Annotated in this window: 7 protein-coding genes, 3 rRNA genes and 1 pseudogene; 1 reads left to right on the plus strand and 10 read right to left on the minus strand. The window is 32.0% G+C overall.

The window, feature by feature from the left end; all coding sequences use genetic code 4:
- Positions 1 to 145: 145 nt before the first annotated feature.
- Positions 146 to 996 (minus strand): annotated as a pseudogene (locus AC6I4F_RS07460) (DNA alkylation repair protein); the annotation flags it as partial.
- A 359-nt stretch (positions 997 to 1,355) separates the two neighbouring features.
- Here AC6I4F_RS07460 and AC6I4F_RS07465 point away from each other — a divergent pair.
- Entirely contained in the window at positions 1,356 to 1,616 is a 261-nt protein-coding gene (locus AC6I4F_RS07465; RefSeq protein ID WP_497873422.1) for a hypothetical protein, read from the plus strand.
- 60 nt (positions 1,617 to 1,676) lie between these two features.
- Here AC6I4F_RS07465 and AC6I4F_RS07470 read toward each other — a convergent pair whose 3' ends face one another.
- The 9 genes from AC6I4F_RS07470 to AC6I4F_RS07510 all read right to left on the minus strand — a co-directional run bounded on the left by AC6I4F_RS07470 (position 1,677) and on the right by AC6I4F_RS07510 (position 15,790).
- A complete protein-coding gene (locus AC6I4F_RS07470) occupies positions 1,677 to 2,537 on the minus strand; it encodes an IS1595 family transposase (protein WP_497873423.1) in 861 nt (286 codons plus the stop codon).
- 37 nt (positions 2,538 to 2,574) lie between these two features.
- A 5S ribosomal RNA gene (gene rrf, locus AC6I4F_RS07475) occupies positions 2,575 to 2,681 on the minus strand.
- A gap of 82 nt (positions 2,682 to 2,763) precedes the next feature.
- Positions 2,764 to 5,426 (minus strand): 23S ribosomal RNA (locus AC6I4F_RS07480).
- A gap of 191 nt (positions 5,427 to 5,617) precedes the next feature.
- A 16S ribosomal RNA gene (locus AC6I4F_RS07485) occupies positions 5,618 to 7,139 on the minus strand.
- Together the 16S, 23S and 5S rRNA genes form the textbook arrangement of a ribosomal RNA operon.
- 313 nt (positions 7,140 to 7,452) lie before the next feature.
- The gene (thrS, locus tag AC6I4F_RS07490; protein WP_497873424.1) at positions 7,453 to 9,396 is read right to left on the minus strand and encodes a threonine--tRNA ligase; all 1,944 of its coding nucleotides are present in this window, start codon (positions 9,394 to 9,396) and stop codon (positions 7,453 to 7,455) included.
- A 43-nt stretch (positions 9,397 to 9,439) separates the two neighbouring features.
- Positions 9,440 to 10,846: a pyruvate kinase gene (gene pyk, locus AC6I4F_RS07495; RefSeq protein WP_497873425.1), complete on the minus strand. Its 1,407-nt coding sequence runs from the start codon at positions 10,844 to 10,846 to the stop codon at positions 9,440 to 9,442.
- A gap of 18 nt (positions 10,847 to 10,864) precedes the next feature.
- Positions 10,865 to 11,917, minus strand: a complete 1,053-nt coding sequence (locus AC6I4F_RS07500) for an ATP-dependent 6-phosphofructokinase (protein WP_497873426.1) — start codon at positions 11,915 to 11,917, stop codon at positions 10,865 to 10,867.
- A gap of 106 nt (positions 11,918 to 12,023) precedes the next feature.
- Positions 12,024 to 13,328, minus strand: coding sequence for a phosphopyruvate hydratase (gene eno / locus AC6I4F_RS07505; protein WP_497873427.1), 1,305 nt, complete (start codon positions 13,326 to 13,328; stop codon positions 12,024 to 12,026).
- Positions 13,329 to 13,447: 119 nt separating this feature from the next.
- The gene (locus AC6I4F_RS07510) at positions 13,448 to 15,790 is read right to left on the minus strand and encodes a hypothetical protein (RefSeq protein WP_497873428.1); all 2,343 of its coding nucleotides are present in this window, start codon (positions 15,788 to 15,790) and stop codon (positions 13,448 to 13,450) included.
- Positions 15,791 to 15,804 lie beyond the last annotated feature (14 nt).

The raw sequence follows: 15,804 nt of genomic DNA on the forward strand, positions 1-15,804 counted from the left end.
AGACCCTTTTTTCTATACTAATAATAGTTTTTTATAGTATACAATATATATTAAATCTTTTAAAATAAAAAAACAAATCTTTTAATTTTCTAATTTTGTAATCGTAATAAAATCGATATTTAGGTTAATCAAATAATTAGTTACACTATTTAATAGACAATATCTTAAAATCTAATGTATCTCAATCAGTACCATTCACAATAAGTGTAATTGAATGAATTCCTGGGTAATGTTTCCTTGTACTTATATCTGCAAAGCAATGTCTTTTTGCGTAAAATTTCTTCATATTTTCCTTTAAATATATCTCTGATATTTGGAATATTTTACGATTCCGTTTACCACTTGCTTTCACATAATCAATACCATATTCTAATCGTACCTTGATTATTTTTTTTGTCTCAATCTTAAAAGAAAAAGTCATATTTTCTCGAATAGAAACAAATTCGGCATCTAAAGCAAAATCAATCACATTTACACAATCAATATTGGTAAAACCAAAGATTTTCATTACCTCCATATTGCCTTTTTTCAAAAGGGTCCTACAACCGTGCTTTACAATCCAATCAGTCTGATTATTTTTACCATATCATTCCTTTGCAATTTTTGTAACCAAGTCAGGATGTGTTTTAGAAATATCATTTAAATTATTTGATACACTTTTACGAACATAAAAAGAGGGATCGGCTTTTAATTGTTCTAAAATTTTAAGGATTGGATATGGATTTTTTTAAAATTTGTTAATGCCTGTCATCATGGTAATTGAGGACGACAGCCTTCACTAGCAAGTCGTCGCACATGGTCATTATCATACTTAGATCAAGCAAGCATTTGTTGCATCATACGCTTTTCATGTTTTATAATAAATTGTCTCACTGCAAATTCAGAAGATGAAAATTGAGTATACCTTTCTAATGCAGTTATTGACAAATCCCGATGATGTTTATTTTGTCAATAGATTTCAACAAAATCTGGAAAATACATTAGTGAAAAACCATTTAAATAGAGGGTATATGGTTCTAATAGTTACAGCCAGATATTGGAGTGACTGGTAATTATACCTGTTTTTTAATAATTTTGGCATACTATTTTCCTTTTAATTTTTATTAATAATTTTTATTAATAATATTTTATCATTGTTTTTCCTTCTTTTTTATATATAAAAAAGAAGGAAAATAATTAATATCAATTTCTTTTACATTAATATTTGTTACACTTCTTATGATAAAGCATCAAGATTATTTCTAATTTAATATTATTTTATTATTAATAATAAAGGTAATGTTTAAAATAATATATTTTATAGCTAAAATGTTAAAATTATTATTATTAATATTTTTAGTTTAAAGGAGAGTAATATGCAAACAAAACGTTTAATTAATAATTTTTTATTTATTATTAATGCTATTTTATGAATTTTTAATATTAGATCCGTTGGTGAAATCGTCACCGGAATTAATGTTGGATCAAATCGTAAAGAAAAACTAATCTATGGACTTTGTAGTTTACTACAATATATAACTTATATATCATTAATTGGATTTATCATTACTATTTATTGATGAATAAAAAATGATTTATCAATAGCAGAGCGTATAAGTAGTTTAAAACAATCATAAATTAAAAATAGTACATAAATGGAGATAAAAGCCTATTTAGGAAATTATCCCCACATGTATCTAAATCAAACACAAAATTATAGTTTCAAAACTAGGTATCTTATTGAATTTATATGCAGCTTCATTTGCATATAAATGAATATTGTGTTTCGAAATTTTTATGTGTGTTCGGAAAGTTCGTCGGATGTGTTTTCATGCAGATTCAATCTGGTTTGTGTTTACACCTGTTGATGACACATACCCAACTTCATGATTTACGATTTCATGTTTGTGATAGAAGTTTTTGAAACTTCCATATCCCTTCCAATAATCCGTAAATAGACAACACCCAGTAGAAATGTGTTTCAATGCAAATCATAAAAGGTTTTTCTCATCTGCTTTTTTCAATACTTTCACAATTAGTTTGTTGCTGGTTTTCTCATAAACTCCAACAATCAAGGTTTTAAAAAACAAGGAAGATCCTTGTTTTTTAAAACCTACATGTGAAAGATACATTTCATCCATCTGTGCTGTGCCATCATCAATGAACCCTGCATCTTGATTCCAAATTCTAGTTCTGATTTCATGAACCATTATTCAAGCTGTTTTATATGTCACACCCAATTCCCTTGCAACATCTGTTGATGGTATACCATGCTTTGTGTTTATTCATCTAAAGATGAGATAAAACCAAGATGTCAAAGGTGTTTGTGACTTGTGAAAAATGGTGTCATGAAGAATAATAAATGTTTGATGACATTTCAAACATCTTATTCTTTTTAAATCAGAAGTATTCAAACTAGAAGAAGCACACCTGATACATTTCATTACTTTAAACTTCGCTATATATTTCAAACAATCATTTTCATTTTGAAATATGCTATTGAATTCATTTCAATTCATTTTTTCCTCCACACTAGTACATGTGGGGATAATTTCCATAAAATTATTTACTTATTTTAATGTAAAAATTAAAAAAATTTGGCATCGTGCTATTTTCCCATTGCTGGTATTTTCGCCGCTGGAGTGCTTAACTGCTGTGTTCGAGATGGGAACAGGTGTGACTACTCCGCCATGGACACCAAATAGTTTAGCAATTGCTCCCTAAAAACTAGAAACAGACATCTTTAAATTTGATTACTTTTGATTTGCAATAGAGAATATATTCTTCAATAAATCCTCGATCTATTAGTATCAGTAAGCTGAACATATCACTATGCTTACACACCTGATCTATCAACCTTGTAGTATTCAAGGGATCTTACTTCTTTCGAATGAGAAATCTCATCTTGGAACTGACTTCGCGCTTAGATGCTTTCAGCGCTTATTCATGACCTACATAGCTACCCAGCTGTGCCACTGGCGTGACAACTGGTGCACCAGAGGTAGGTCCATTCCGGTCCTCTCGTACTAGGAACAACTTTCCTCAAATTTCTTGCGCCCACGACAGATAGGGACCAAACTGTCTCACGACGTTCTGAACCCAGCTCGCGTACCGCTTTAATGGGCGAACAGCCCAACCCTTGGAAGCAACTACACCTCCAGGATGCGATGAGCCGACATCGAGGTGCCAAACCTCCCCGTCTATATGAACTATTGGGAGAGATTAGCCTGTTATCCCCGGGGTAACTTTTATCTGTTGAGCGACGGCCTTTCCACACAGCACCGCCGGATCACTAAGCCCAACTTTCGTTTCTGCTCGACTTGTATGTCTCGCAGTCAAGCACCCTTTTACCTTTGCGCTCTACATATGATTTCCATTCATATTGAGGGTACCTTTGGGCGCCTCCGTTACTTTTTAGGAGGCTACCGCCCCAGTCAAACTATCTACCAGACACTGTCCTTAGACCAGATTATGGTCTCAAGTTAGAATTTCAATATAGCAAGGGTGGTATCCCAATGGTGACTCCATGCCTACTAGCGTCTGCATATCAACGTCTCCCACCTATGCTGTACAAACTACACCAAAATTCAATATCAAGTTGTAGTAAAGCTCCACGGGGTCTTTCCGTCTAATCGCGGGTAACCTGCATCTTCACAGGTACTAATATTTCACCGAGTCTATAGCCGAGACAGCGTCCGGATCGTTACGCCTTTCGTGCGGGTCAGAACTTACCTGACAAGGAATTTCGCTACCTTAGGACCGTTATAGTTACGGCCGCCGTTCACTGGGGCTTTAGTTCAAAGCTTCGCTTCCGCTAACAAATCTCTTTAACCTTCCAGCACTGGGCAGGCGTCACCCCCTATACATCGTCTTACGACTTAGCAGAGAGCTGTGTTTTTGCTAAACAGTCGCCCGGACCTCTTCACTGCGACTTATATTGCTATGAGTTCCCCTTCTCGCTAACTTACGGGGTTATTTTGCAGAGTTCCTTAGCTATAGTTATCTCGCTTGCCTTAGGATATTCTTCTTGACCACGTGTGTCCGTTCTCGGTACAGGCACCATGGTGATGTCTTTAGAAACTTTTCTTGGAAGTATGGCATCAAATGCTTCGTTACTCACGCCGGCATTATCACTTCTAAACGCTCCACTAGTCCTTCCGGTCTAACTTCGTCGCAGATTAGAACGCTCCCCTACCGCCCACAATATATGTAAACATATATATAGACCCATAACTTCGGTACAATGCTTAGCCCCGGTACATTTTCCGCGCAGAATCATTCGACTAGTGAGCTGTTACGCACTCTTTAAAGGATGGCTGCTTCTAAGCCAACCTCCTAGCTGTCTGAACAATTCCACATCGTTTTCCACTTAGCATTGATTTGGGGACCTTAGCTGATGATCTGGGCTATTTCCCTCACGTCCATGGACCTTATCACCCATAGACTGACTGCCAGATATGTAACAATGGCATTCGCAGTTTAATTGCATTAAGTACCCCGAGGTGGGGCCATCATACATTCAGAGCTTTACCTCCATTGCACTAATTCTGACGCTAGTCCTAAAACTATATCGGGGAGAACCAGCTATCTACAGGTTCGATTGGAATTTCACCGCTAGCCACAAGTCATCCACGGTCTTTTCAACGAACGTTGGTTCGGTCCTCCATTAACTGTTACATTAACTTCAACCTGCTAATGGCTAGATCACCTGGTTTCGGGTCTACGACCACATACTAAACGCCCTATTCAGGCTCGCTTTCACTTCGGCTCCGTCTTTTCAACTTAACCTTGCATGTAATCGTAACTCGCCGGCTCATTCTACAAAAGGCACGCCGTCACCCATTAACGGGCTCCGACTTGTTGTAAGCATATGGTTTCAGAAACTATTTCACTCCCCTCTCGGGGTACTTTTCACCTTTCCCTCACGGTACTGGTTCACTATCGGTAATTGGTTAGTATTTAGCCTTACGCAGTGGTCTGCGCAAATTCCGACAAGGTTCCACGTGCCTCGCCGTACTCAGGATACTGTCAAGAGATTTATACATTTCGCATACTGGGCTTTCACCATCTATGGCGTTGCTTCCCAACAACTTCTGCTATATATAAATTTTGTAACTCTTCATAGGTCGAACCTAATAGACAGTCCTATAACCCCACCCAGTCTGACGACTGGTTTAGGCTGCTCCCTTTTTGCTCGCCGCTACTAAGGGAATCGCATTCGCTTTCTTTTCCTCTAGGTACTAAGATGTTTCAATTCTCTAGGTATCACTCTGCACAACTATGAATTCATTGTACAATACTATCTGATTAAAGATAGTGGGTTTCCCCATTCGGAAATCTCCGGATCAAAGCTTATTTCCAACTCCCCGAAGGTTATCGCAGGTAATCGCGTCCTTCATCGTCTTCCAATTCCAATGCATCCACCATACGCTCTTAATAATTTATTTTTAGAATATCCTATTACAAGATAAAAATTATCTTATTTTTTTAAAAGATGTCTATTATCCGGTTTTTAAAGAACAATTGCTCAGAGAAAACAATCCCTGAAAACTAAACAAAACAAAAGAAGTAATCCAATAAATCATCCATCTAATTTTTCTTGTTTTCTTGGTTTCTTATTAGAAACTAAACTCCATAGAAAGGAGGTGATCCATCCCCACCTTCCGGTAGGGATACCTTGTTACGACTTAACCCCAATCATCAACCCTGCCTTTGGCAGCTCCCTCCTTGCGGTTAGGACACCGACTTCTGGCATTGCCAACTCTCGTGGTTTGACGGGCGGTGTGTACAAGACCCGAGAACGTATTCACCGCGACATTGCTTATTCGCGATTACTAGCGATTCCGACTTCATGAAGTCGAGTTGCAGACTTCAATCCGGACTGAGACTGACTTTTTGAGATTTGCTTGACCTCGCGGTTTAGCGACTCTTTGTATCATTCATTGTAGCACGTGTGTAGCCCAGGTCATAAGGGGCATGATGATTTGACGTTGTCCCCACCTTCCTCTAACTTACACTAGCAGTCTCCTTAGAGTCCCCAACTTAATGCTGGCAACTAAGGACAAGGGTTGCGTTCGTTGCTGAACTTAACCAAACATCTCACGACACGAACTGACGACAACCATGCACCACCTGTATCCTTATTAACCTCTACTATATCTCTATAGCTTCGCAAGGTATGTCAAGACCTGGTAAGGTTCTTCGCGTTGCTTCGAATTAAACCACATGCTCCACCGCTTGTGCGGGTCCCCGTCAATTCCTTTGAGTTTCACTCTTGCGAGCATACTACTCAGGCGGAGTACTTAATGCGTTAGCTACAGCACTGCCTAATGGCAACACTTAGTACTCATCGTTTACGGCGTGGACTACTAGGGTATCTAATCCTATTTGCTCCCCACGCTTTCGTGCCACAACGTCAGTAATAGGCCAGTTAGCCGCCTTCGCCACTGGTGTTCCTTCATATATCTACGCATTCCACCGCTACACATGAAATTCCACTAACCTCTCCTATACTCTAGTAATGTAGTTTCCAAGGCGGTTAGGGGTTGAGCCCCTAAATTTAACCTCAGACTTACAAAACCGTCTACGCACGCTTTACGCCCAATAAATCCGGATAACGCTTGCCACCTATGTATTACCGCGGCTGCTGGCACATAGTTAGCCGTGGCTTTCTGGTAAGGTATGGTCGATACTAAAATCATTTCCTATTCTAGCACTTCTTCCCTTACAACAGAATTTTACAATCCGAAGACCTTCATCAGTCACGCGGCATTGCTCCATCAGGCTTTCGCCCATTGTGAAAAATTCCCTACTGCTGCCTTCCGTAGAAGTTTGGGCCTTGTCTCAGTCCCAATGTGGCCGTTCATCCTCTCAGATCGGCTACGCATCGTTACCTTGGTAAGCCATTACCTTACCAACTAGTTAATGCGCCGCATCCCCATTAATTAGTGAAGCAATTGCTCCTTTCATTATTTATCATTGCAAATAAATAACATATGCGGTATTAACTGTCGTTTCCAACAGTTATTCCCCACTAAATGGTAGGTTAGATACGTGTTACTCACCCGTTCGCCACTAAAGTATTGCTACTTTCGTTCGACTTGCATGTATTAGGCATGCCGCCAGCGTTAATCCTGAGCCAGGATCAAACTCTCAATAAAATTGTTTTTGTTAAAAAAAGATGATGTATGACTTATTTAATTTTTAATAAAAAATTGACGGATTAATTTTTGTTCTATTTAGTTTTCAAAGATCGTTTTTTCTAGTTTGTAAGCCATTTATTTTCGGGAACAATAAGTATCTTACAGAAAACAAAACCCAATGTCAATCAAAATAATAGTAAAAATATAAATATTTTTTTCGTATAAAAAAATGGTTTAAATTTTACTAATATACTTAGTAAAATTAAATTGCTTAATTAACTAAAAACCATTTAAGAATTAGAACCTTAAATGGTTTTTTTAATTTTTATAGTTATATTTTATTATCAACTTGTTTTGTTAATAATTTTAAAAATTCTGATAAGGTAACAATTTTACTTTCTTTTTGACCATACTGACGATAACTTAAATTATTATTTTCTATTTCCTTATCACCAATAATAATTTGATAAGGAATTTTTTGAGTTTGTGTTTCAACAATACGTTTGCCAATAGTTCCGCTGCTAATAATTTCAGTTCGTAAATTATGTTGTTTACAAGTTTGCAATAATTTATTAGCATATTCTAAGGTTTTTTCTTTTTCATTTATTGGTAAAATTGCAATTTGCCTTGGTGCTAATCATAGTGGAAAAACGCCTTTATTTTGTTCTAATAATGTGGCAATAAAACGTTCATATGTACCAATTAATCCTCGATGAACAATAACTGGATTTGTTTCATTATTATTTTCATCAATATAAGTTAAATTAAACTTTTTCGGTAATAAGAAATCGAATTGAATAGTAGATATTGTAATTTCATGACCTAATGCTGTTTTAATTTGAACATCAAATTTTGGTCCATAAAAAGCAGCCTCACCAATCATTGATTTATACTCTAATTGTAATTCATCTAATACTTCACGTAATGCTGTTTCTGCCTGATTTCACATTTTATCATCATTAAAATATTTTTCTTTATCAGCAGGATCTCGTAAAGATAATGATAAATAATCAATTTTAATATTTAAAGTTTTTAAAACCTCAGCAATTAACTGATAACAACGTTTAAACTCTGTTTTCATTTGATCAAATCTAACAAAAATATGAGAATCAGTTAATTCCATACTTCTCACTCGTTCTAAACCAGTTAAAGCCCCACTTGCTTCATAACGATATAATAAAGCATGCTCACTTAAACGCAAAGGTAAATCTTTATAACTACGAAGAGCACTTTTATAAATCATACAGTGATGAGGACAAGTCATTGGTCTTAATACCAATTGTTCTTCTGACAGTTCTGCTTTTTGTATTGGAGTAAACATATTTTCACGATAATGATCTCAATGACCACTTTTTTTATATAATTCAACAGAACCTAAAACTGGTGTCGCTACTTCTTGATAATCTCACATAAATTCTTGTTTTCTCAAATATTTCTGCAAAACTTTTTTAATAACCATACCATTTGGTAAAAATATAGGTAATCCTTTACCACAATCATCATTAAAAGTAAAAATATTTAATTCTTTACCTAGTTTGCGATGATCACGATTTTTTCGTTCTTCAAGTTCATTAAGCTTATCTACTAATTTTACTTTTGAATAATCACAAATGCCAGAAATGCGCTGTAATTGTTTATTTTTATCATTTGCTAATCAATATGCACCAGTAATACTTAATAATTTAAAATCTTTTATTGATGAAGAATCATTAATAGCAACACCCGATGCCACTACTAAAGTCTTATTATCAACTAAATAAGAGCATTTTAATCCATTAACATGATTTAATTTAATATATTCTAAAGCAAAAGGATTGTCTTTATGAGTTTTTAAAGATTCTTCTTTAGTTTGACAAACTCTTTTAATTTCAATATTTTTTATTAAAATTTCACGCATTTTTTCTTCAATTTTAATTAATTCATCATTAGAAAGTCGCTTTTCATAATCAAAATCTAAATAAAAACCATTATCATTAGTATTAGCAATCGTAATTAACGCTTGTGGATACATTAATTTAATAGTATGAACTAAAATCATAGAACATCCATAATTTAAAATAGTTCATCCTAAAGCATCATCTTTTTTAATAAACTTGATTTCAGCATCTTCTTTAATTTCTCAATATAAATCTTTTAATTGTCCATTCAGAGTAAAAGCAATAATTGAAGAATCTATATTTTCATTTTCTTGTTTTAATAATTGATAACCAGTAATTGGATTTTCAATATTATAAGTCATCGTTTTGCCATTTAATTTAATTACATTAATTTTCATGTTTTACCTAATTCCTTTTTTAATTTACCTCAGTAGTACTAGGTTATTTGACAATAAAAGTTGTAAAAGGATTAGTATTATTATTAATATCTACTACTAATACTTTTGATTTAGTAGGGATTATATAAGTGCTACTAATGCTTTTAACTAATTGCGAATAATTACTTAATTCTACTGGAATTCCTTCAGCTGCTAAAAAAGTATAAATTCCAAAGTTTATTGCAAATTTATTATAATCAATAACATTATTAACAATAGGAATTATATAAACTGGCAAATGAGCATTAGCAATAGTTCTAATATAATTACTATCTTGAATATTAGTAATTAAATATTGTGGTTTTTCTTCAATAATTTTTTTAATAGTTTTAGCAACTAATTGATCTTTTGTATGCAATAAATCAGTAGCAATTTTACTCTGTTCTTGATGACTTTCAGCATCAACAAGAATTTTACTCATTGTTGCAATTGATAACACAGGATAGTTACCATTGGCAGATTCACCCGATAACATTGTACATGTTGTTCCCCAATCCATAGCAACCCAAACATCAGTAACTTCAGCACGTGTTGGATGAGGATTATCTATCATTGAATCTAGCATTTGCGTAGCAACAATTATCGGTTTGTTAACAGTACGACATTTTTTAATTCATTCACGTTCTAAAAAAGGAACTTTTTCAAAAGGAATTTCAACTCCTAAATCACCACGAGCAACCATAATAGCATCTGATTCTTTTAAAATTTCATCAAAATTATTAACTGCTAATTGTGATTCAATTTTAGCAATGATTTGAATATTTTTACCATCATTATCATCTAAAACTTTGCGGATTTCTTTAATATCTGCTGCTGAACAAACAAATGATGCAGCAACATAATCTACTTTTTGCTGACAACCAAAAATTAAATCTGCTCTATCTTTTTCAGAAATAAAAGGTAAAGACAATTTAACATTTGGAATATTAATAGCACGACGATCTTTAATAGTATGTGTATTTAAAACTTGACAAATAACAGTATGATCTTTAACCGCTGTAACCTTTAATGTTAATTTACCATCATCTACTAGTAAATTATCATTAACTTTAATATCCTTTGCTAAATTACCATAATTTACAGAAAACTTATCGGCAGTACCAATAATCTCTTTATTATCAATTATCGTAATAATTTCATTTTTTTTGATTTCTACACTACTTTTTGTAAAAGTATGTGTTCTAACTTCTGGACCTCTAGTATCTAACATAATAGCAACTGGTACATTTAATTGTTTAGATACTTCTCTAATCATTAAAACCCTTGCTAAATGTTCATCATGAGTACCATGAGAAAAATTTAAACGCCCACAAATTGAGCCATTTTCTATTAGTTGTTTAATAACATCAGCAGAATTTGAAGCAGGTCCTAAAGTAGTTACACATTTAGTTCTTTTTATAATTGATATCAAATTATTCACCTCTTTTTATTAAGTATTTTTTTTAAAAATAACTCCTGACAAACGTAAAATTTTATTAGCAACGTTATTTTTATTTATTGAAGGTGTGTTTAATGCATCTTGAATTTCAATAGCTACTAATTTATTATCTTGTAATCCAATACAAATACTAGATTTATTACTATTTGCAAATCTTTCGGCAGCAAAAATACCGATCATTGTTGCTAAATAACGATCAAATGCACTTGGTGTTCCCCCACGTTGAATTTGACCCAATATTACTGCTCTTGTTTCACAATCAGTATCTTTTTCAATGATTTTAGCTATTTTATTAACATCATATTGACGTTCAGTTACTACTATTACTAATGAACGACGTTGTTTTTTAGTGTACAACTGTTTAATAATATCAATCAATGACTGTTCTCCAATTCCTAAATCTTTAGTTGCAACTAAATCACAATTTGCAGCAGCAGCACTATGAAGAGCAAGGTCACCACAATTACGACCCATTACTTCAACAATCATAATTCTTCCATGAGAATTAGCGGTTTGACGAATTTTATCAAGATTTTCAACAATTGTATTAAGAGCGGTATCAAAACCAATAGTAAACTCACTTGAACTAATATCATTATCAATAGTACCTGGAATACCCACACATTGAATAGCTGATTCATTACTTAATTTTTGCAAACCATTATATGTGCCATCACCACCAATAGCAATTAAACCTTCAATTTTTTTAGATTTTAAAATTTCAATACATTTTTTACGAGTTTCTTCTTGCTCAAATTCTCTAAAACGAGCAGACCCAATGATTGTTCCCCCTATCTCAGTTCCTAGATCAATTAAATTTGCTCAATTGTTATCAATAACATGAATGTCATTTGTCATTATTCCTTTATAACCATTTTTTATTAAAATTAATTCAAATGTTCTTTTATCAGCAGTAGCAATTTTACTATTTTCATGATTTATACCACGAAAAGTCTTATATACTGCATTAATAACATTATTCATACCTGGTGAATCACCACCAGAAGTTAAGATTCCAATTCTTCTTTTATTTAATTCTTGCATATTTAGTCATCCTCTCTTCTAATTACATTATTTTAGTTATAATTATTATAATTTGTTTAAAATTAAAAAGGATATCAGTAAATTTAACCATAAAATATGATTTTAATTAATTAATATTATAAAATACATCGTCACCTAAAAATTTAGCTTGATCTACTAAATCAGCTTCAATTGTTAATAAACGATTGTATTTTGCAACACGATCAGTTCTTGACATTGAACCTGTTTTAATTTGTCCAGTATTAAAAGCTACTGCTAAGTCAGCAATCATTGTATCTTCAGTTTCCCCAGAACGATGAGATACTACTGCCGTTCACCCAGCTTTTTGACACATTTCAATAGCTTCCATAGTTTCAGTTAATGTTCCAATTTGATTTAATTTAATTAATACTGAATTAGCAACGTTTTTAATAATTCCTTCTTTAATAATTTTTGGATTAGTAACGAATAAATCATCACCAACAACTTGGAATTTACCTTCTGATTTTTCTAATAATAATTTAAATCCTTCTCAATCACCTTCAGCCAAACCATCTTCAATTGAAATAATTGGATATTTTTTAGTTAAATCAACTAAATAATCTACTAGTTGCGCTGAAGTTAATAATTTTTCAGTATTTTTACTTTTACCATCTTTATTACCAAAAACATATTTACCATTTTTATAAATCTCTGATGATGCACAGTCCATAGCAATTTTTATATCTTTATTTTGAGTATAACCAGCTTTTTTAATAGCTTCAACAATTAAATCTAATGCTTCTTCGGTTGATTTTAAATTAGGAGCAAAACCACCTTCATCACCAACTGCAGTAACTAAACCCTTACCTTTTAAAATACTTTTTAAAGCATGAAAAGTTTCGGCAGCCATTTGGATTGCCTTTGAAAATGTTTTAGCACCGACTGGCATTATTAAAAATTCTTGAAAGTCAATATTATTATCAGCATGAGCACCACCATTAATTACATTTAACATTGGGACTGGCAACTGACAAGCATTAGTACCACCTAAGTATGTATATAAGGGCACATATAATTCATCAGCGGCAGCTTTAGCAACTGCTAATGATACCCCTAAAATAGCATTGGCACCTAATTTTGTTTTATTTTCTGTTCCATCTAATTTAATCATTGTTTGATCAATTAATCTTTGATTAGTAACTTCCAAACCAATAATAGCTTCGGCAATATTTTCATTAATATTTTTAATGGCTTTCATAACACCAAGTCCACCATAAACTTTAGTATCTTTGTCTCGTAGTTCTAAAGCTTCTCTAGTACCTGTTGAAGCACCTGATGGCACTAAGGCAAGCCCGTATCCACCATCTTCAGTTCAACATTCAACTTGAATAGTTGGATTTCCTCTTGAGTCTATTACTTGTAGTGCTCTAATATCAATAATGCAAGACATATTTGTTAATTCCTTCTTTCTTTAATATTTCACTAATTATTATACAGAAAAAAATATTGTTTAGAATCAAAAAAGCACAAATAAAAAATATTTGTGATTCTAAAATAATGATGATTTAATTACATTTGTTGTTGTTGTTGTGGATGTTGAGTTGTACTACTTGGTAATGATGCTCCATTAACTTTAGCAGCAGTATCACTATTTCATGGTTTTGGAGTTACTCCATCATCTTCTGGTATTAAACTTTCAGGATTATTAAGAGCAGTAACTATTGTTTCCATTAATTCATCAGTTTCAATCGTTTTTTGATTAAAATTATTACTATCAGATAAATTTTTCCTATTAATAGTTACATTTTGTTTTACTTCATCTCTATAAAAGGTATAACTTATACTTTTAAAATTATCATCTTTATCAAAAGTTAAAGAAAAATCAACTTCATTTTTAACTAAATATGATAATGCACGAATTTGTTCATGACTAAGTTTCACTTCTGCTTTTAGTGGAATTCCAAGTTCATCATTACATAAAACATAACATTTTCGATTAAAAATATTAAAATTAAAAGTTTTAGTATTTTTTGAAAATAAGTTTGATTTTAAATCAGGTATTGGTGTTACTGTTCTTGCTTCTGATACTCTTACTTTTGCTTTTTGATTTATGGTACTAAGTTGTTCTTTATCTTCATCACTTAACTTATTAGAGCAATTTACTTTCTTATTATTTTTATCAAAATAATATGCTCTTAAAAATTTACCATCACACTTATTAAATAAAATAACAGTATTTGCTTTTTTATTTTGATCTATTAAATTATTCAAAATATCATTTTCATCTTTTTCTAATTTTAATTTTTTATCCAATGTTTGCTCATCAGTTGTTATATTTAAATCTCATAATTCTCTACTATCATCTCATTTTAAATTAATAACATTTTTAACGATAACTGGAGATAATTTTGTACTTGGTGGTGCTGGTTGTGTTGCCTGTTCATCAATAGTTCTTGCCACTTTAACTTGTGCTCCATTTTCTCCACAATGAATACCATTTAATTTGATAGGAAATAAATTATTATTTACAAAACTTTTTCTTAATTCCGATAAAGAAATTGTTCCAATACATTGTAGTTGATTTTGATCAGCAATAACTACTCATTTTTCTACTAAATTATTACTTGGGTTTTTTGCAAAGTATACTTTTTGATACTTACGAGCAACTTCTATATCATTTCATATATTTTTATTTTCTTGAGAAAGTTCTTGTTCAAAAATTACATTTTCTGCATCTGATTTAGCATCTGATATTTTTATTTTACCATCTTCTATTACTAAACTATACAAACCTTCTATGCTATTATTTTGCAATGTTTCAGAGATATTATTTGCAATCTGTAAAGGTTCAGGTAAATCTTCTGGTAACACTTCTGGTGCATTTACTAAAAAACGCATAGCAACAATATCAATTTCTTGTTTTTCTTCTTTAAGAAGAGATGCTAATCAATTATTAATTGTTGGTTCTATAGTAAATCCTAATTGCGGAGGAATACTTAATGCTTTTAAATCATCAAATTGCTGATCGGTTAAAGGATTAAATTCATATGCTTGATATTTTAGATTGTCATGAAATGAACCTGGAATAACCGTTGATGTTATTTTATAGGTTTCTCAAAAAATTTCTCAATTTTCGTTAATCTTTTTATTTAAATAAAAAATATCATTATCATTAATATTTTGAGGAGTTGTTGAGATTTTAAAAGTATCATTTGGGTCAGTAACATTTTTAATAAAAATTTCATTTCCTTGACGATAAATAAAATAGTCTTTTTCAACATTCACTAAGTTTAAATGTTTTTTAAAATCTTCGATCATTCTACTATTTGAATAATAACCATTAATTTTATAGTGTTCCACATCTCAAACTGGGTTTGGTTGCTCAAATGGATTTTGCAATTCTGGAGCATCTAATAAACTATTAATCTTTTGATTAATTAAAACATCATTTTCTTTAAACAGTCCAGAATTTATAAAAATTCCATTAAATTCTGATAATTTTATACTTCCTAATAATCCTAATTCAGGTCTTATTTCACCTTGAGATTCATCAAATAAAATTTTATATATTTTAATTTTAGTATTGTCAGTTTCATCTTCGACAAAAACTAACTGATCTTTTTTAAATAAACTTTGATCATTTTGAGTTAATGATTCATCACTAATAAATATAGTATTAACTAATGAACCACTATCAACAACAAATTTTCCATCTTGATTTAAACTAACTATTTTTTTTACTTTTAATAGATTAATCTCGAAAGAAGAATTCTTCAAAATATTAAGTGTATTCTTTTTTGAATATAGGTCATCCTCTACTTCAATAGCACTATCTTCAACATCACTTATTTCTGATTGATATATATTTCTCATAATGTTTGTAAATCATTTAAAATTTTCCATTAGTGGCATTTTTATTTTTCTCC

The organism is Spiroplasma ixodetis (assembly GCF_059729505.1).